This is a genomic window from Rathayibacter sp. Leaf299 (genome assembly GCF_001423055.1).
Taxonomy (GTDB): domain Bacteria; phylum Actinomycetota; class Actinomycetes; order Actinomycetales; family Microbacteriaceae; genus Rathayibacter; species Rathayibacter caricis.
This window is the reverse complement of record NZ_LMNT01000001.1, coordinates 1417714-1434839: the sequence shown is the minus strand read 5'-3', so window position 1 is coordinate 1434839 and position 17126 is coordinate 1417714. Positions and strand designations below refer to the sequence as shown.

Sequence of the window (17126 nt, the reverse complement as noted above, 5' to 3'; positions counted from 1 at the left end):
GGGTTTAATGGGGCGGTGCGACCGCTCGCAGCGAGCGCGCACCATCCGTCAACAGTAACCGCTAGATCCGGGGAGTTCCGTGGCCGTCCGCACGTCCGACAGCTCCGAGCGGAGCGACGAGACCGCGGTCGATCCCGACGCCGTCCGGGCGAGCGGCCCGCTCGCGTCCCGCTACGGCCGCACCGCGCGCAGCCGCCGCGGCAACCGCTGGCTCTTCGGCGCGGTCGCGCTCGCCTTCGTCGCGGTCTTCGCCGCCTGGGTGGTCTGGGCGGGCCTGGACAGCGGACGCGACGGCGTCGACGTGCAGGACACGGCGCACCGGGTCGTCGACGACCGCACGGTCACCGTCTCCTTCGACCTCACCGCGCCCGCCGGGACGGACGTCGCCTGCGCCGTCCAGGCGCTCAACGAGCAGTCGGCCGTGGTGGGCTGGCTCGTCGTGGAGTACCCCGCCTCCCCCGAGCGCTTCCGCTCCTTCACCGAGACGGTGCGCACGACCGAGCTCGCGAACACAGGTTTGATCTCCTCCTGCTGGCTCCCGTAGGGTTGCCGAGTGCCCTGACGGACTCGTCGGGGCCTTGTCTTTTTCCACCGCCGCCGGGCGTCGGACGACACGGACGCCGGGGCGGGAGCCCCGGACCCGGACGCCGGACCCCTGCACGCGGCAGTCACGTGAGGAGCCCACCATGGCCGACCAGCCTCAGGTCACCTGGATGACCCAGGAGTCGTACGACCGCCTCCAGGCGGAGCTGAACGAACTGTCCACCGCGGGCCGCGAGGAGATCGCGAAGCGCATCGAGGTCGCCCGCGAGGAGGGCGACCTCAAGGAGAACGGCGGCTACCACGCCGCGAAGGACGAGCAGGGCAAGATCGAGGCGCGGATCCGCCAGCTCACCTCGCTCCTGCGCGAGGCCGAGATCGGCACGCCGCCCGAGAGCCACGGAGTGGTCGAGGCCGGCACGATCATCACGGCCGAGATCGCCGGCGACGAGTCGCGGTTCCTGCTCGGCAACCGCGAGATGGCCGGCGAGAGCGACCTCGACGTCTACAGCCCGCAGAGCCCGCTGGGCGGCGCGATCATGGGCCTGAAGGTCGGCGACTCGACGAGCTTCGAGGCCCCGAACGGCCGGACGATCAGCGTCCGCGTCGTGAACGTCGAGACCTGGAACGGCCACTGATCGTCCCGACGCAGCACGCGAGTGGAGACGCCACCTGCGGAGTCCGGAAGGTCTCCGCGGGTGGCGTCTCTCGTTGCAGCGGTCAGTTGCGGGCGACTCGGGGTTCGTAACCCGCGTCGCGGAGCACCTGGAGGACGCGCTCGGCGTGCTCCGGACCGCGCGTCTCGACGCTGATCTCGAGTTCGACCTCGCTGATCTGCAGACCTCGACCGTGACGGGTGTGCAGCACCTCGACGACGTTCGCGTTGGCCTCGGAGATGAGCTCGGAGATGCGGGCGAGCTGGCCGGGGCGGTCCGGCAGGCCGATGCTCATCTTGAGGTAGCGCTCGGAGGCGGCGAGGCCGCGGCTGATCACGCGCTCCATCATCAGCGGGTCGATGTTGCCGCCCGAGAGGATCACGGCCGTCCTTCCGGCGTCGCGGATCTTCCCGGTGAGGATCGCCGCGATGCCCACGGCGCCCGCGGGCTCGACGACGAGCTTCGCCCGCTCGAGCAGCACGAGCAGCGCGCGGGCGATGTCGTCGTCCTCGACCGTCACGACCTCGTCGACGACGTCGCGGATGATCGCGAAGTTCAGCGCTCCGGGCATGGCCACCGCGATGCCGTCGGCGATCGTCGGCGAGATCGTGATCAGGGTCGGCTCCCCGCTCGCCAGCGACAGCGGGTAGGGAGCGGCGTTCGCGGCCTGCACGCCGATGACGCGCAGCGTGCGCCCCTCCTGCGCGGCCTTCTGCTTCGCCGCCGAGGCGACGCCGGCGATGAGGCCACCGCCGCCGATCGGGACGACGATCGTCTCGACGCCCTCGGCCTGCTCGAGGATCTCGAGTCCGATCGTGCCCTGCCCGGTGACCACGTCCGGGTGGTCGAACGGCGGGATGAAGACGGCCCCGGTGCGCTCCGCGAACTCGGCCGCCGCCGCGAGCGATTCGTTGAAGATGTGGCCGCTCAGCACCACGTCGGCGCCGTAGTCGCGGGTGGCGGCGAGCTTGGGCAGCGCGACTCCGATCGGCATGAAGATGGTGGCCGAGATGCCCAGCTCGCGCGCGGCGTACGCGACGCCCTGCGCGTGGTTGCCCGCCGACGCCGCGACGACGCCGCGCGCGCGCTCCTCGGGCGAGAGCCGCGACATGCGGAACACCGCGCCGCGGATCTTGTAGGAGCCGGTGCGCTGCAGGTTCTCGCACTTGAGGAACACCGGCGAGCCGAGCACCTGGGCGAGGAACGTGCTCGTCTCCATCGGGGTGTTCGCGATCACGGGCGCGATGACGCTGCGCGCCGCCTCGAACTCCTGGAGGGACGGTCCGGCGACGTGACTAGTCTGCATGCTCTGCGGCAACTCTCTCGGGGGTTCGGGTCGGCGTGCGCCAGGCGCCGCTGGCGATGTAGTTGACCATGACGTTCAGGGTCGCGACGAAGGGCACCGCGAAGAAGGCGCCCGCGATGCCCGCGACGATGGAGCCGCCGGCGACGGCGAGCACCACGGCGAGCGGGTGGATCTTGATGGCCGATCCCATGACGAGCGGCTGGAGGATGTGCCCCTCGAGCTGCTGGACGCCGAGGACGACGATCAGCAGGATCAGGGCGATCAGCGGCCCGTTGTAGACCAGCGCGATGAAGACGGCGAGAGCGCCGGTCGCCACCGCTCCGATCACCGGCACGAACGAGCCCAGGAACACCAGGACGCCGATCGGGATCGCCAGCGGCACGCCCAGGAGGGCCGCGCCCACGCCGATGCCGACGGCGTCGATGAACGCGACGAAGATCTGCACCTTGACGAAGTTGGTGAGCGTCACCCAGCCGGCCCGCCCGGCGCCGTCGACCGCGGGGCGAGCGCGGTGCGGGAAGAGCCGCACGACCCAGCGCCAGATGTTCGGGCCGTCGATCAAGATGAACAGGGTCGAGAAGAGGGTGAGCAGGACGCCGGTCAGGACGTGGCCGATCGTCGAGCCGACGCTCAGCGCTCCGCTGACGAGCATGCCCGAATCCTGCTGCAGGGCGGTCAGCGCCTGCTGCGCGTACTCGTTGATCTCGTCCTCGGTGAGGTGCAGCGGCGATTCGAGCAGCCAGGCCTTCAGATCGTCGTAGGACTGCACCGTCTGGCGGCTCAGGTCGTCGAACCCCTGGTAGACCTGCGTCACGACCAGGAAGAGCAGGCCGCCGATGATGACGATGATGCCGAGCTCCGACACGGTGATCGCGAGCCACTTGGGCCAGCGGTGCCGCTGCAGGAAGCTCGAGAACGGCACCAGCAGCGCCGCGATGACGATGGCGACCAGCAGCGGGATCACGATGAGGCGCAGCTCGATGATGAGCAGCGCCAGCACCGCGAGGGCGGCCACGACGACGAGCACGCGCCACGCCCAGGCGCCCGCGATGCGCATCCCGTCGCTCACGAAGGCGGAGTCGGGAACGGGGCGCGAGGTCCCCGGGACGTGCAGGACAGGCGGCGCCGCGGTGTCGACGACGCGGGCGCCGGAGGAGCGGCGGGACCTGCCGAGTCTCATCCCCACAGACTAGGCCCCGGCGCATTCCCCGGGCGGTATCGACCGCGAGGACTCAGGAGACGGCCGTGCGCGATCGGGCGCAGGCGATGTCGGAGGCCTTCGCTAGCGTGGTCGGACCATGACCGAGCAGCTCTCCCCCGCCCTCGCGCGCCGCATCGCCCTCGCCGCGCAGGGCTTCGGAGCGCCGCGGCCGCCGCGGATCGGCACGCGTCAGGTCCTCGGCGTCGTCGACCGCATCCGGCCGCTGCAGCTCGACTCGGTCAACGTCTTCGAGCGGAGCCACTACCTTCCGCTGCTCGCGCGCCTGGGGCCGTACGACCGCTCCCTGCTCGACGCGGTCGCCTTCGCGCCGAAGGGGCACTACCTCGAGTACTGGGCGCACGAGGCGGCGCTGATCCGGCGCGCCGACGTGCCCCTCTACCGCTGGCGGATGGCGCGCTACCGCCGCACCGAGCACGAGGGCTGGGCCGGTGAGAACCGGGCCACGCTCGACTGGCTCCGCGCCGCACTGGCCGACGGACCGCTCCGCGCGTCCGAGATCGAGCACGAGTCGAACGTCCGCACCGGGCCGTGGTGGGGCTGGTCCGACATCAAGCGCGGTCTCGAGGTCCTCTTCCGCTGGGGCGAGGTGGTCAGCGCCGGGCGCACGCGCTTCGAGCGCTCCTACGCCCTCGCCGAGCAGGCCCTGCCGCGAAAGGTCCTCGACGCCGAGGTGGCGGAGGAGGACGCGGTGCGCGAGCTGGTCCGCCGCGCCGCCGTCGCGCACGGAGTCGCGACGCTCGGCGATCTCGCCGACTACCACCGGCTGCGGCGGGCGCCCACCCTCGCCGCGGTCCACGACCTGGTCGAGGCGGGCGAGCTGCTCCCCGTCGCGGTCCGCGGCTGGGAGCGCTCCGGACGTCCCGTCCCCCTCTGGCTCCACGCGAACGCCCGTCGGCCGCGATCGCTCCGCGCCGACGCCCTGCTCTCTCCGTTCGACCCGGTCGTCTGGCACCGCCCGCGCGCCGAGCTCCTCTTCGGCTTCCACTACCGGATCGAGATCTACACGCCCGCAGCACAGCGCGTGCACGGCTACTACGTGCTGCCCGTGCTCCTCGACGACGTCCTCGCCGCCCGGGTCGACCTCAAGAGCGACCGGCAGCGCAAGGTCCTGCGCGTGCAGGCCGCCTGGCTCGAGCCGGGGGCACCCGCCGACACCGCGGAGCGGCTGGCGGTGCTGCTCCTGGAGGCTGCCGCCTGGCAGGGGCTCGACGCGGTGGAGATCGTCGAGCGGGGCACGCTCGCGGCGGCACTCCTCTCGGCGGTGCGGTCCGCCCGTCCGGATGTCCTAGCGTGAGCGGCATGGTGGACGAACGCTCCGGATCGATCGCGCTCGCCCTCTCCGAGAAGTGCGTGGGGCTCCTCCTCGAGCGCGGCACGGTGAAGGGTGTGAGCTCGATCGACCTCTCCCATGCGGCCGGCATCTCGCTGCGCACCTTCCACCGCTACCTCGGCGGCAAGGAGGACTGCGTCCGTCCCGTGCTCTACGCCGCCATCGCGGCCATGGGCCGGGCGCTGACCGCCCGCCCCGCCGACGAGCCGCTGAGCACGGCGCTCGGCGCCGCCTTCGCCGCCGCCGCGTCGGGCCCGCAGCTCGACCGCACGCTGCGCCTCATCCCGCTCCTCACCGAGACCCCGGCGATGCGCGCGGTCTGGGCGCAGTCCCTGCACGACGGCGAGGCGGCCCTCACTCCGTGCATCGCTGAGCGCATGGGGTTCGAACCCGATGAGACCCCGCGCGCCGCCGTGCTCGCGACCATCGTGATGGCCCTCGTCCGCCGCGCCCTGGTCGACGCGGTCGCGAGCGGCGCGGATCCGGCACCCGTCTTCGAGGAGTACCTCACGACCTTGAACGGCGGGCCGCTGGCCGTTCCGGCGACGGCCGGACCGTCCTCCTGAGAGCCGCCCGCTAGAACTGGACGCGCGGCGGCTCGGAGATCGCGGCGAGGCTGTCGACCTCGAAGAAGTCGCGCTCCGAGAAGCCCAGTCGACGCGAGAAGAGCGTGTTGGGGAACACCTTCACCTTGGTGTTCATCTCCCGCACGCCGCCGTTGTAGAAGCGGCGGGCCGACTGGATCCTGTCCTCGGTCTCGACGAGCTCGCCCTGCAGCTGGAGGAAGTTCTGGCTGGCCTGCAGCTGCGGATAGGCCTCGGCCACGGCGAAGATCGACTTGAGCGCCTTCTGCATGTGGTCCTCGGCCGCGGACGCCTCGGCGGGCCCCTGCGCCGACAGGGTCTCGGCTCGCGCGCGGGTCACCTGCTCGAAGACCTGCTTCTCGTGGGCGGCGTAGCCCTTCACGGCGTCGATGACGTTGGGGATCAGATCCGCGCGCCTCTTCAGCTGGACGGTGATGTCGCTCCAGGCCTCGTCGACCCGGACGTTCAGGGTGACCAGGGAGTTGTAGGTCGCCCAAAGGTAGATCCCGAGGATCACCACGAGGGCCACGACGACGATGAGCGGGACCAGCCATTCCATGCCGACAAGTGTAGGGAACGGCGGTCGGCGGCCCGCGCGGGCACGGCGCTTTCGCAGTGTCCGCGGCGACGCTACTTCAGCGTCTTCTGCAGCAGGACCGTGCTCAGCCAGCGGTTGAACTTGAAGCCCACCCGGCCCATGCGGCCGACCTCGACGAAGCCGTACTGCGCGTGCATCGCGAGCGACGCCTCCGCCCCCTTGTCGGCGATGACGGCCATGATCTGCCGGATGCCGACCGCCTTCGCCCGGTCGAGCAGCTCGGTCATCAGCGCCTTGCCGAGTCCCTTGCCCGTGGACGCCGCACGAAGGTAGATCGAGTTCTCGACCGTGAATCGGTAGGCGCGCTTGGACGACCACGGCGAGACCATCGCGTAGCCGAGGATCTGTCCCGACGGGGACACCGCGACGATGAACGGCAGGCCGAGCTTCACGTTGCGGGCGAACTTCGACCGCCACTCCTTGATCGTGGAGTCGTCCTCGTCGAAGGTCACGACGGTGTTGCGCACGTAGTGGTTGTAGATCTCGCGGATGTCGGGGAGGTCCTCCTCGCGCGCCTCGCGGATCTCGTACGAGAAGTCGGGCTCGGGCGGCGGCGCCTTCCGCAGGTGCGGCGGCAGGACGCGTCGCTGCTCGTACTCTTCCTCCAGCATGGGGATCCCCTCCGTCGACCCGGGCCGCTCGCGCGGACCTCGTCCAGCGTATCGGCGCGCACGAGCGCGCCGCGGCTCACTCCGCGAGGCTCCAGTCCACCGGCTCGGCGCCCCGCTCCTCGAGGAGCGCGTTCGCCCGGCTGAAGGGCCGCGAGCCGAAGAAGCCGCGCGAGGCCGACAGCGGACTCGGATGCGCGCTCTCGATCACGCCGGCGTCGCCGAGCATCGGGCGGAGGCCGGCGGCGTCCCTCCCCCAGAGGATCGCGACGAGCGGAGCGTCGCGCGCGGCGAGCGTGCGGATCGCGTGCTCGGTCACGGCCTCCCAGCCCTTCCCCCGATGCGACGCCGGAGCGCCGGGTGCGACGGTGAGGACGCGGTTGAGCAGCATCACGCCATGGCGCGTCCACGCACCGAGATCACCGTGCGCCGGAGGCGTGACCCCCAGATCGTCGCGGAGCTCGCGGTAGATGTTCTGGAGACTGCGCGGCACCGGCCGCACGTGCCGCTCGACCGCGAACGACAGCCCGATCGGATGCCCGGGCGTCGGGTAGGGGTCCTGGCCGACGATCAGCACGCGGACGTCGACGAGAGGTGCCGCGAACGCGCGGAGCACGTCCTTGCCTGCCGGGAGGTAGGGCCGCCCGGCCGCGGTCTCGGAGCGGAGGAAGTCGCCCATCGCCGCGATGTCCGGCCCGACGGGAGCGAGGGCGTCCGCCCAGCCCCGGTCGATCAGTCCGGCGCCGGCCAGCTCCTGCAGATCCATCAGCCCGCGGCGAGTGTCGCCACGACCACGCCGGCCTCGCCTGCGCTCGCGCGCCAGACCGAGCCGGAGCCCGAGACGCGCAGCGCGCCGGTGCCGACCGTGAGGACGGTGGACTCGTCGATGGCGACCCCTCCATCGACCAGGCCCGCCTCGACGGCGGCGACCAGTCGGCCCAGCGTGCCCCACTGCGCGGCGTGCACGTCGATCGAGACGTCGACCAGGCCGATCCCCTCGAGGACCGTCACCTCGTCGAGCTCCTCGGCCGCCTCCTCCGGCGCCACGACGACGCCGCCGATGCGGAAGCCGCCGACGATGGCGCGGTCGGCGGCGATCGCGGCTCCCGCCGAGAACCCGGCGTACGGGGTCCCCGACGAGACGAGATCGCGCAGCCGCGCGAAGGACGGCTCGAGCGCGTCGCGGTAGGCGGGGGTGAGTCCGCCGCCCACGAGGATCCCGTCGACCCCGTCGAAGACGGACGGGTCGATGCGACCGCCCTCGGGCTTCAGGACGGGGACCGGCTCGAGCTGGCCGACGGAGGCGAGGGTCGCCGCGTAACCGGAGTAGGCCTCGGGGCCCAGGCCGTCGTGCACCACCACGATGGCGATGCGGGGTCCCTCGATGCGCCCGGCGTCGACGGCGCGGGCGCGCGCCTCCGACAGGAATGCGCCGTAGAGGTCGGAGTCGTGCTCGGCGCCGCCACCGCCGCCGATCAGGTGGACGCTCACTCGTCGTCCTCGCCGAGCGCTCCGTCCACCGGGGGCAGAGCCGACCACGGGAAGACGATCCAGCGCGGAGTCCGGCGCCAGAAGAAGTCGGGCTCGAGCACCGTGCGGGGCTTCGTGTAGAGCGTGACGGTGCGCACCTCGGCGCCCATCGCGCGGATCAGCTTCACCGACAGGGCGAGGGTGTGCCCGGAGTCGGAGACGTCGTCGACCAGGAGGATCCGCTTGCCGCGCACCGACGCCTCGTCCAGGAGCGGCGGGAGCACCACGGGCTCGGCGAGCCGGGCCTCGACGCCTGTGTAGAACTCGACGTTCAGAGCGCCGCAGCTCTTGATGCCGAGCGCGTAGGCGACGGCCCCCGCGAGCAGCAGTCCGCCGCGCGCGATGGCGACGACGAGCTCGGGGCGGTAGCCCGACGCGACCACGTCGTCCGCGAGATGGCGTGCGGCATCGCCGAACTCGAGCCAGCCGAGGACCTCCTTCTCCGTGGCGGCGAGGAGGGCGGCGGAGTCGTCGGCGTCGGAAACCATGAGGGACAGGCTAAGGCGTCACGCGCCTCCGCGTCACATCAGCGCCCGACGGGACGGCCCCCGTCAGAGCTTCGGAGCGAGCTCGCCGCGGACGACCTTGTGCGGCGCGGCCTGCGCGACCGGCTTGATCGTCACCAGGTCGAGGTCGACGTGGGGCGGCAGCTCGACCGAGGACACGATCGCGGCTGCGACGTCCTCCGCGACCAGCGGCGCCGCGACTCCGTCGTACACCTTGTCGGCCCGGGCCTTGTCGCCGCCGAAGCGGACGAGCGAGAACTCCTCGGTGTGCACCATGCCCGGCGCGATCTCGATGACCCGGATCGGCTCGCCGGCGAGCTCGAGGCGCAGGACCGCCACCAGGGCGTGCGCGGCGAACTTCGCGGCGTTGTAGCCGCCTCCGCCCTCGTAGGCGACGTGCCCCGCGATCGAGGTCACGGTGACGATGTCGGCGGAGCCCTCGGAGCCCTCGTCGGCGAGGCCCCGGCGCAGCAGCGGGAGCAGGGCGCTGGTGACGAGCTTCACCGACAGCACGTTGATCTCGAACATGCGCGTCCAGTCGGCGGGGTCGGACGCCTCCACGGTGTCGAGTCCGAGGGCGCCGCCGGCGTTGTTCACGAGCGCGTGCACCGCCCCGGTCGCCTCCAGGTGGTCGCGCAGCGCGTCGACCTGATCGGAGTCCGTGAGATCCGCCACGAACAGGTCCGCGCCGGTCTCCGCGGCGAGCGCTTCGAGCCGCTCGCGGCGCCGTGCGACGGCCACCACGTCCCAGCCGTGCTCCCGGAACAGGCGCACCGTCGCCGCACCGATCCCCGAACTCGCTCCTGTCACCACGACGCGTCGAACCACGCTCGTCTCCTTCCGTCAAGCCTCGGACACCACCGACTCCGTCGTCGACCCCAACGCTAGTCTGGCCGCGTGCAGCCCGCCGACCCGGCACCCGCCACCGGCGGTGTCACCGCTCCCCCGAAGCGACGCGTCCCCCTGTGGGACAACGCGCGCTTCGTCTGCGTGACCCTCGTCGTCATCGGCCACGGCATCCAGCGGCTGACCGCCAACTCGGACGTCTCCCTGATCGTGTACCTCACGGTCTACGCGTTCCACATGCCCGCCTTCGCCATCATCTCGGGCTACTTCTCGAAGGCGGGGGCGCCGAACTCCCGGGCGATGCGTCGCGTCCTGACCGACATCCTGCTGCCCTACCTGATCATGGAGACGGTCTGGACGCTGGTGCAGTTCCTGGTCGAGGGACAGTCCGAGTTCAACCCGACGAAGCCGAGCTGGACGCTGTGGTTCCTGCTCGCGCTCGGCATCTTCCGACTCGTGCTGCCGTACCTGGCCCTGCTGCGCTGGCCCCTGCTGATCAGCGTCGTGCTCGCGGTCGGAGTGAGCTACTACGACAACATCGACTCGACCTTCTCCCTCGCCCGGGCGATCGGGATCCTCCCCTTCTTCGTGTTCGGCTGGCGGCTGCGCGGATGGAGGGCCGGCTCGGCGCTGCTGGTCGACCGCTGGCTCGCGCTCCCGGCGCCGCGCGTGCTCGCCGTGCGCGCCGTGGCGGTCGTGCTGTTCGCGATCACGGCGCTGGTGATGACCGTCAACATCGACGCGTTCCGAGCCGCCGACCTGCGCTTCTGGTTCTTCTACGACCGCCCGTACGACGCGCTCGGCGAGACCGCCTGGTGGGCGGGGCTCGTGCGGCTCGCCCTGATGCTCACGGCCGTCGTCCTCTCGCTCGCGCTCTTCGCGCTCATCCCCCGCGGTCGCACGGTCCTCACTCCCTGGGGCCAGTCGACGATGTACGTGTACCTGCTGCACAGCTTCGTCCTCTACCCGCTGCGGGAGTCGGGGGTGCTCTCCTCGGCCGACAGCGTCCTCGCACTCGTCCTCATGATCGTGCTCTGCATCGCGGTCTCGGTCGTCCTCTCCCTCGGCTGGGCCCGCACCGTGTTCCACAAGATCGTGGAGCCGCGGGCGGCCTGGCTCTTCGCTCCGGTGAAGGACGAGCGGCCGGAGCGGTCGGGGCGCGCGGACCCCACGGGGTCGAAGCGGGACGCGCCCGCCGCGACGGATCGCGGCCCGCGCCGCTGACCGAGCGCCTCGCCGGGATTACCCCGTGTGTCGGGCACCTCGCCCCCGCGCGGCGGCACGCCTAGGCTCGTCGCGGCGGAGAACGGACTCCGCCTGGACGACTTCACGACCCGATTGGATGCACCATGACCGACCCCGCCCAGTGGCAGTTCGAGACCAAGCAGATCCACTCGGGAGCGGCTCCGGATCCTGTCACCAAGGCCCGCGCGACTCCGATCTACCAGACCACGTCCTACGTGTTCGACAACGCTCAGCACGCCAAGAACCTCTTCGCCCTCGCCGAGTTCGGCAACATCTACACGCGCATCCAGAACCCCACGCAGGCCGTGGTGGAGGAGCGCCTCACCGCTCTCGAGGGCGGCTCCGGCGCCCTGCTGCTCGCGTCGGGTCAGGCCGCCGAGACCGCCGCCGTGCTGAACATCGCGCACGCGGGCGACCACATCGTCTCGTCCTCCTCGATCTACGGCGGCACGTACAACCTCTTCAAGTACACGCTCGCCAAGCTCGGCATCGAGACGACCTTCGTCGAGAACCAGGACGACCAGGAGGAGTGGCGCCGTGCGGTGCGCCCGAACACCAAGCTCTTCTTCGCCGAGACCGTCGGCAACCCCAAGATCAACATCCTCGACATCCGAGCGGTCGCCGACGTCGCCCACGCGGCCGGCGTGCCCCTGATCGTCGACAACACGATCGCGACCCCGTACCTGATCCGCCCCTTCGAGCACGGCGCCGACATCATCGTGCACTCGGCGACCAAGTTCCTCGGCGGGCACGGCACCGTCATCGGCGGCGCCATCGTCGACGGCGGAACGTTCCCGTGGACCGAGAACGCAGCGAAGTTCCCCGGACTGACGACGCCCGACGAGTCGTACCACGGCGCCGTCTACACCGCCGCGGTCGGCGACTCCCTCGCCTACATCATCAAGGCCCGCGTGCAGCTGCTGCGCGACCTCGGCGCCTCGATCGCCCCGGCGAGCGCCTGGCAGCTCATCCAGGGCATCGAGACCCTGTCGCTGCGGATCGAGCGCCACGTGCAGAACGCGCAGGAGATCGCCGAGTACCTCGAGAACCACTCGGACATCGCCTCGGTCAACTACTCGGGCCTGCCCACCTCGCCGTGGTACGCCGCCGCGAACCGCTACGCGCCCAAGGGCGTCGGCGCCGTGCTCTCGTTCGAGCTCAAGGGAGGAGTGGACGCCGGCCGCGCGTTCGTCGACTCGCTCACGCTGTTCTCGCACCTCGCGAACATCGGCGACGTCCGCTCGCTCGTCATCCACCCCGCCTCGACCACCCACTCGCAGCTCACCCCGGAGCAGCAGTTGACGGCGGGGGTCACGCCCGGCCTCGTCCGCCTCTCGGTCGGTCTCGAGAGCATCGACGACCTGCGCGCCGACCTCGCCCAGGCCCTCCGCGCCGCCCGCGCGGTCGTCGAGGCCTCCCGCGCGAACGCCTGATCCACTCCCCTCCCGCGGGAGGGGCAGCGCACGGTCGAGATCCCCTGCTGCGGCGGGGGATCTCGTCCGTGAGAGGCGATCTCGCGCACGCACGCCGGGAGGGGCGTAACACACCACGGCGCGGGGCGGCGCTCTGACACGATGGACACCGCTATGGACTGGCAGCAGACACTCGAGGACACCGTCCCTTCCGCGTTCGTCACCGAGCGCCAGCTGCGCTCGGTGATCGGCAAGCCACCGGCCACCGGGGCCTGGCGCGACGGGGACGACCCGGGGAACCGCCGCTTCGTCGACGTCGGCCCGTTCGACTTCGAGTCGGGCGGCCACCTCCCGCACGTGCGCATCGCCTACGAGACCTGGGGCGAGCTCTCGCCCTCCGGCGACAACGCGGTGCTGGTGCTGCACGCTCTGACCGGCGACTCCCACCTGATCGGCCGCGGCGACCGCGGGCACGCCACCGACGGCTGGTGGTCCGGGCTCGTCGGGCCGGGCGAGGTCATCGACACCGATCGCTACTTCGTCGTCGCCCCGAACATGCTCGGCGGCTGCCAGGGCTCGACCGGCCCCGCCTCCCTCGCGCCGGACGGGCACGAGTGGGGAGCCCGCTTCCCGTACACGAGCGTCCGGGACCAGGTCCGCGCGCAGGCGCTCTTCTCGGACCTCCTCGGCATCGAGCGCTGGCACACGGTCATCGGCGGATCCATGGGCGGGATGCAGGCGCTCGAGTGGGGCATCGAGCATCCGGAGCGCGTGGCCCGGCTCGCCGTGCTCGCCGCTCCCCCGCGCGCGACCGCCGATCAGATCGCCCTCAACTTCGTGCAGCTCGAGGCGATCCGCAGCGATGCGAACTTCGCCGGCGGCGCGTATTACGACGCCGGCGACGGCCAGGGCCCGTACCACGGCCTCGCCCTCGCCCGACGGATGGCCCTGCTCAACTACCGCAGTCCCTCCGAGCTCAACGACCGCTTCGAGCGCAGCTGGCAGTCCGGGATCAGCCCTCTCGGCGGCGGCGGGCGGTTCGCGGTCGAGTCCTACCTCGACTTCCACGGCAACAAGTTCACCCGGCGCTTCGACGCCAACAGCTACATCACGCTCGTCGAGGCCATGAACTCGCACGACGTCGGGCGCGGACGGGGCGGCGAGGCGGAGGCGCTCTCCCGCATCACGAGCCCCACTCTCGTCCTCGGCATCGACAGCGACCGCCTCTTCCCGGTCGGGGGTCAGCGGATCATCGCCGCGCACGCCCCCGGGAACATCGACGGCGACGAGGTCGCCGTGATCAGCTCGACGTTCGGGCACGACGGCTTCCTGATCGAGGACGACGCGGTCGGCGGCCACCTCGCGCGACTGCTCGCCGTCTGATCGGGTCCGGGCGGACGGGCGAGCAGTGGCTATCGTGAGTCGGGGGGCTTCCCCCCGGAGACCCGAGGGAGCAGCCCGGTGCCGATGATCCGCAGCGCGCGGGAGCGCGACCGCCTCCTGCGCCAGTCCGCGCGGGCCGTGGGCCTGCTGACGGACACCGCCGCTCTCGCGCTGGTCCTCGTGCCCGGCACGCTCGGTCCGATCGCGGTTCCGGCCGCGGTGGCCCTCCTGCTGGGTCTCGCCGCCGTGCACGTCCAGCTCGGCCGCAGCGGCGGGCGGCTGTGGCTGATCGCGAGCGGAGCGGGCGGCCTGCTGCTCAGCGCCGGGCTCGCCCTCGATCTCGCGGACTCCCCCGATTTCGCCGCCTTCGTCCTCGTCAGCACGGCGAATGCGGTCACCAGTACGGTCGCCGTCGTCGTCACCACGTCGACGCGGCGGGCACTGCTCCTGCTGCCCGTGATGGTCGCCAGCCTGATCCCGTCGATCCTGATCGCGAGCAGCGCCATGACCCTCAACGCCCTGCTGCTGAGCCTGCTGCCCTGGGGCTGCCTGTGCGCCCTCGCGCTCTGGATCAGCACCGCGGTGCCCCGGGTCGTCCGTCGGATCGACAGCATCGGCAACGCGCACCGCGTCGAGCGGCAGGCCAGCGAGACGGAGGCGCAGCGCCGCCAGGGCGCGCGGCTGCTGCACGACACCGTCCTCGCGACGCTGACCCTGCTCGCCCACTCCGGCGTCGGAGTCTCGGTCGAAGCGCTCCGCCAGCAGGCCGCCGAGGACGCGCACCTCCTGCGCCAACTCCGCCTGGGAGCCACGCCCACCCCGAGCGCGTCGGGCTCCTACCAGCTCACCAGCGTGACCAGCGCTCCCGCGGCGAACACGCTCGAGAGCGTCAAGAAGCGCTTCGGCCGGATGGGCCTGGACGTCATCTGGCACGGCTCCGGCCAGATCGTGCTCAGCGGCGCCGCTCTCGACTCCTTCCTGATGGCCCTCGCGGAGTGCCTCGAGAACGTCCGCCGCCACTCCGGGGTCAACTCGGCCGACGTCACGATCACGGAGGACGACGGGACGGTGCGCGCGATGGTGACCGACGCGGGCGTCGGCTTCGACATCGACACCGTCCCCGCGGCGAAGCTCGGCTTCAAGGAGTCGGTCGTCGCCCGCCTCGCGGACGTCGGCGGGCGGACCCGGCTCTTCAGTGCGCCGGGAGCCGGCACGACCGTCGTCCTGGAGGTGCCGAAATGACCGAGCCGGTCGCTCCGCTGCTCCGCGGGGCGCCCTCGCGCCGAGGGCGGCCCTCGCGAGCGGCCTCGTCCGCCAAGCGGCAGCACGAGGGGCTCGGCACGAGCTACCTCGGGAGCGGCCTGACCGGCATCGCGCTCGCGATCATGGTGTACGAGCTGCTCGTCTTCCTCACCACTCTCGACGACTACGACGACGCCGGCCTCGTCGTCGCGGCCTGGCTGCTGCTGCTCGCGACGTTCGGAGCGACGGTCCTCGCGATCCGCCTCTCCGGCCAGAGCCTCCCGTCGTGGGCGTACGCCGCCTTCCTCGCGGGAGCCGCGACCACGGTCGTCCTCGATCTGATCGCCGTCGCAGGTGCGCCGGGTGCCGGAGCCGCGCCGACCGCCGCGGTGGGCGCCGCCGTCGCGCACGCGGCGCTGATCGTGCACCGCCGAGGAGTCGAGATCATCGTCGTGGCGCTGATCATCACCGCCGCCGAGCTGCTCGCGTTCGCGGCGATGGCGTCGGACGGCGCGGCCGCGATCTCGGTCCGGGTCTGCGCGCTCGTGCTGACCGCGACCCCGGCCGTCGTGGTGGTCGTGATGATGCGCGGCTTCCGCCGCATGGTGCAGCTCGAGATCGACCGGGCGCTCGTGCAGAGCACCACGACGGGCCCGCGCTACGCGGTCGGGATGCTCGCGTCCGAGGAGCTCGCGCGGCTCGACCTCGCCGCGGAGCAGCTGCTGGCCGAGGTCGGCGACGCGACCACTCCGCTCCCCCTCGACTCCACCCGAGCCGCCCGCGCCGCCTCGCTCGCCACCCAGCTGCGACTCCACCTCATCGAGGGGCGCCGCGAGACCTGGCTGCACCACGCGATCCTCGAGTCGGAGTTCCTCGCCCCCCTCGTCCACCTCGAGGACCCCGACGGCACCGCCGGACTGCTCGGCCAGGCTCAGCGCGACGGCCTCCTCTCGGCCATCTGGCTGATCCTCGACGGAGCGGTCGGCACGCCAACGGCACTCCACGTGCACGCCGGAGCACCGCGTGAACCCGGCCCGGGAGCCCCCGCACGCACCCTCCTCGTCCCGATCCTGCTCCGCTGCGAGGGCGTGCCACTGCGCGGAGTCGATCCTGCGACGTGGGAGGCTATCGCTCAGGTGGGCGCCTCGCGCACCCCGTCCCGCGGCGGCGAACTGCGGATCGAGATCGACTGCCTGGTCGAGAACCCCGTCGACCGATGACGGGACGACCCGGGACACCGCCCACCCGCCTCCGCCACGAACAGCCGAAGGACCCCCGATGACACACACCGCCGAGCCGAAGATCACCCTCGCCGTCGTCGACGACCACAAGATGCTCCTCGGCGCCCTCACGGAGTGGATCCGGGGCGCCGCCTCCGACATCCAGCTCGTCGCCGCCGTCGCCTCCTGGCCCGAGCTCCTCACCCACCCCGAGTTCCCCATCGACGTGGTGCTGCTCGACCTCGACCTCAAGGACAACATCCCGATCTCGGTGAAGCTCTCCACCCTGAAGACCACCGGCGTGAAGACGGTGCTGATGAGCACCTACTCCGAGCCGGCCGTCGTCCGCGAGGCGCTCGCTTCGGGTGCGCTCGGCTACCTCGTGAAGACCGAGGACGCCGACATGATCGTCGAGGCGATCCGCGCGGCCAAGGACGGCCACTCCTACATCTCGCACGAGCTCGACATGGCCCTGTCGACCGGCGACTCCGACGGCGCCCCGAAGCTGAGCGCCCAGGAGCGCCGCGTGATGGCGCTCTACGGCGGAGGCGAGCCCGTGAAGTCGGTGGCGTTCGAGCTGGGCATCTCGGAGGAGACGGCCAAGTCGTACCTCAAGCGCATCCGCGAGAAGTACCGCGTGGTCGGCATCGACGTCGGCACGAAGGTGGCTCTGCGCAAGCGCGCCATCCACGACGGGATCCTGATCGAGACGGACTGAGTCGTTTGGCCCGGCGGTCCCCGCCCGCCGGGCCGCGGTCGGCTTCGCGACGTGGAGCGTTCCGCAGAGCGTCCTGCGGCGCCCTGCCGGAATCCGCTGGCACGCGGATTCCGGTCGCGGGGCTCACGCGATGCGCTCACCGGCCCGGTGGTCGCCGCCCGCCGAGCCGCAGTCGGCTGT

At 71.8% G+C, this 17126-nt stretch carries 18 protein-coding genes; 10 read left to right on the top strand and 8 right to left on the bottom strand.

Annotated elements, in window-relative coordinates; all coding sequences use genetic code 11:
- Window positions 1-79: 79 nt before the first annotated feature.
- Together ASF48_RS06830 and greA are read left to right on the top strand one after the other, a co-directional pair.
- Window positions 80-544 (top strand): DUF4307 domain-containing protein, encoded by a 465-nt coding sequence (locus ASF48_RS06830; RefSeq protein ID WP_055788335.1) that lies wholly within the window; start codon window positions 80-82, stop codon window positions 542-544.
- A 142-nt stretch (window positions 545-686) separates the two neighbouring features.
- Window positions 687-1178: a transcription elongation factor GreA gene (gene greA / locus ASF48_RS06825; protein WP_055788332.1), complete on the top strand. Its 492-nt coding sequence runs from the start codon at window positions 687-689 to the stop codon at window positions 1176-1178.
- Window positions 1179-1260: 82 nt separating this feature from the next.
- Here the strand turns inward: greA and ilvA are convergent, their stop codons facing one another.
- Together ilvA and ASF48_RS06815 are read right to left on the bottom strand one after the other, a co-directional pair.
- Window positions 1261-2502, bottom strand: coding sequence for a threonine ammonia-lyase (gene ilvA / locus ASF48_RS06820; protein WP_055788329.1), 1242 nt, complete (start codon window positions 2500-2502; stop codon window positions 1261-1263).
- Window positions 2492-3682 carry an AI-2E family transporter gene (locus ASF48_RS06815; protein ID WP_157603073.1) on the bottom strand — a complete coding sequence of 397 codons (1191 nt, stop codon included), beginning with the start codon at window positions 3680-3682 and terminating at the stop codon, window positions 2492-2494. The genes ilvA and ASF48_RS06815 overlap by 11 nt, the downstream gene beginning before the upstream one ends.
- A gap of 118 nt (window positions 3683-3800) precedes the next feature.
- Here ASF48_RS06815 and ASF48_RS06810 point away from each other — a divergent pair, with 118 nt between their 5' ends.
- Together ASF48_RS06810 and ASF48_RS06805 are read left to right on the top strand one after the other, a co-directional pair.
- Window positions 3801-5018: a winged helix-turn-helix domain-containing protein gene (locus tag ASF48_RS06810; protein WP_055788326.1), complete on the top strand. Its 1218-nt coding sequence runs from the start codon at window positions 3801-3803 to the stop codon at window positions 5016-5018.
- A 5-nt stretch (window positions 5019-5023) separates the two neighbouring features.
- Window positions 5024-5620, top strand: coding sequence for a TetR/AcrR family transcriptional regulator (locus ASF48_RS06805; RefSeq protein WP_157603072.1), 597 nt, complete (start codon window positions 5024-5026; stop codon window positions 5618-5620).
- 10 nt (window positions 5621-5630) lie between these two features.
- On the opposite strand, the gene ASF48_RS06800 is transcribed toward ASF48_RS06805, so the two are convergent.
- From ASF48_RS06800 to ASF48_RS06775, 6 genes are all read right to left on the bottom strand, one after another.
- Window positions 5631-6197 carry a LemA family protein gene (locus ASF48_RS06800; RefSeq protein ID WP_055788320.1) on the bottom strand — a complete coding sequence of 189 codons (567 nt, stop codon included), beginning with the start codon at window positions 6195-6197 and terminating at the stop codon, window positions 5631-5633.
- A gap of 71 nt (window positions 6198-6268) precedes the next feature.
- Window positions 6269-6847: a GNAT family N-acetyltransferase gene (locus tag ASF48_RS06795; protein WP_055788317.1), complete on the bottom strand. Its 579-nt coding sequence runs from the start codon at window positions 6845-6847 to the stop codon at window positions 6269-6271.
- 76 nt (window positions 6848-6923) lie between these two features.
- On the bottom strand, window positions 6924-7610 hold the full coding sequence (locus tag ASF48_RS06790) for a uracil-DNA glycosylase (protein ID WP_055788314.1): 687 nt from the start codon (window positions 7608-7610) through the stop codon (window positions 6924-6926).
- Window positions 7610-8335 (bottom strand): peptidase S51, encoded by a 726-nt coding sequence (locus ASF48_RS06785; protein ID WP_055788311.1) that lies wholly within the window; start codon window positions 8333-8335, stop codon window positions 7610-7612. The genes ASF48_RS06790 and ASF48_RS06785 overlap by 1 nt, the downstream gene beginning before the upstream one ends.
- A complete protein-coding gene (locus ASF48_RS06780) occupies window positions 8332-8862 on the bottom strand; it encodes a phosphoribosyltransferase (RefSeq protein ID WP_055788307.1) in 531 nt (176 codons plus the stop codon). Before ASF48_RS06780 ends, ASF48_RS06785 begins: the two co-directional genes overlap by 4 nt.
- Window positions 8863-8925: 63 nt before the next feature.
- A complete protein-coding gene (locus tag ASF48_RS06775) occupies window positions 8926-9708 on the bottom strand; it encodes an SDR family NAD(P)-dependent oxidoreductase (RefSeq protein WP_230671481.1) in 783 nt (260 codons plus the stop codon).
- 69 nt (window positions 9709-9777) lie between these two features.
- On the opposite strand from ASF48_RS06775, the gene ASF48_RS06770 reads away from it, so the two are divergent.
- From ASF48_RS06770 to ASF48_RS06745, 6 genes are all read left to right on the top strand, one after another.
- Window positions 9778-10950: an acyltransferase family protein gene (locus ASF48_RS06770; protein WP_055788301.1), complete on the top strand. Its 1173-nt coding sequence runs from the start codon at window positions 9778-9780 to the stop codon at window positions 10948-10950.
- Window positions 10951-11075: 125 nt separating this feature from the next.
- Complete coding sequence (locus tag ASF48_RS06765; RefSeq protein ID WP_055788297.1) at window positions 11076-12404, top strand: bifunctional o-acetylhomoserine/o-acetylserine sulfhydrylase; 1329 nt, start codon at window positions 11076-11078, stop codon at window positions 12402-12404.
- Between the two features lie 153 nt (window positions 12405-12557).
- A complete protein-coding gene (gene metX, locus ASF48_RS06760) occupies window positions 12558-13766 on the top strand; it encodes a homoserine O-acetyltransferase MetX (RefSeq protein ID WP_055788294.1) in 1209 nt (402 codons plus the stop codon).
- A gap of 84 nt (window positions 13767-13850) precedes the next feature.
- Window positions 13851-15008 (top strand): sensor histidine kinase, encoded by a 1158-nt coding sequence (locus ASF48_RS06755; protein WP_055788291.1) that lies wholly within the window; start codon window positions 13851-13853, stop codon window positions 15006-15008.
- On the top strand, window positions 15005-16228 hold the full coding sequence (locus tag ASF48_RS06750; protein WP_055788287.1) for a hypothetical protein: 1224 nt from the start codon (window positions 15005-15007) through the stop codon (window positions 16226-16228). Before ASF48_RS06755 ends, ASF48_RS06750 begins: the two co-directional genes overlap by 4 nt.
- 58 nt (window positions 16229-16286) lie before the next feature.
- A complete protein-coding gene (locus ASF48_RS06745; RefSeq protein WP_055788283.1) occupies window positions 16287-16946 on the top strand; it encodes a response regulator transcription factor in 660 nt (219 codons plus the stop codon).
- The last annotated feature ends 180 nt before the right edge of the window (window positions 16947-17126 follow it).

Excerpts from the sequence above, each read along its gene's own strand:
- greA (WP_055788332.1), top strand. The coding sequence starts at position 687 with ATGGCCGACCAGCCTCAGGTCACCTGGATGACCCAGGAGTCGTACGAC.
- ilvA (WP_055788329.1), bottom strand. The coding sequence starts at position 2,502 with ATGCAGACTAGTCACGTCGCCGGACCGTCCCTCCAGGAGTTCGAGGCG.
- ASF48_RS06815 (WP_157603073.1), bottom strand. The coding sequence starts at position 3,682 with ATGAGACTCGGCAGGTCCCGCCGCTCCTCCGGCGCCCGCGTCGTCGAC.
- ASF48_RS06810 (WP_055788326.1), top strand. The coding sequence starts at position 3,801 with ATGACCGAGCAGCTCTCCCCCGCCCTCGCGCGCCGCATCGCCCTCGCC.
- ASF48_RS06805 (WP_157603072.1), top strand. The coding sequence starts at position 5,024 with ATGGTGGACGAACGCTCCGGATCGATCGCGCTCGCCCTCTCCGAGAAG.
- ASF48_RS06800 (WP_055788320.1), bottom strand. The coding sequence starts at position 6,197 with ATGGAATGGCTGGTCCCGCTCATCGTCGTCGTGGCCCTCGTGGTGATC.
- ASF48_RS06795 (WP_055788317.1), bottom strand. The coding sequence starts at position 6,847 with ATGCTGGAGGAAGAGTACGAGCAGCGACGCGTCCTGCCGCCGCACCTG.
- ASF48_RS06790 (WP_055788314.1), bottom strand. The coding sequence starts at position 7,610 with ATGGATCTGCAGGAGCTGGCCGGCGCCGGACTGATCGACCGGGGCTGG.
- ASF48_RS06780 (WP_055788307.1), bottom strand. The coding sequence starts at position 8,862 with ATGGTTTCCGACGCCGACGACTCCGCCGCCCTCCTCGCCGCCACGGAG.
- ASF48_RS06765 (WP_055788297.1), top strand. The coding sequence starts at position 11,076 with ATGACCGACCCCGCCCAGTGGCAGTTCGAGACCAAGCAGATCCACTCG.
- metX (WP_055788294.1), top strand. The coding sequence starts at position 12,558 with ATGGACTGGCAGCAGACACTCGAGGACACCGTCCCTTCCGCGTTCGTC.
- ASF48_RS06755 (WP_055788291.1), top strand. The coding sequence starts at position 13,851 with ATGATCCGCAGCGCGCGGGAGCGCGACCGCCTCCTGCGCCAGTCCGCG.
- ASF48_RS06750 (WP_055788287.1), top strand. The coding sequence starts at position 15,005 with ATGACCGAGCCGGTCGCTCCGCTGCTCCGCGGGGCGCCCTCGCGCCGA.
- ASF48_RS06745 (WP_055788283.1), top strand. The coding sequence starts at position 16,287 with ATGACACACACCGCCGAGCCGAAGATCACCCTCGCCGTCGTCGACGAC.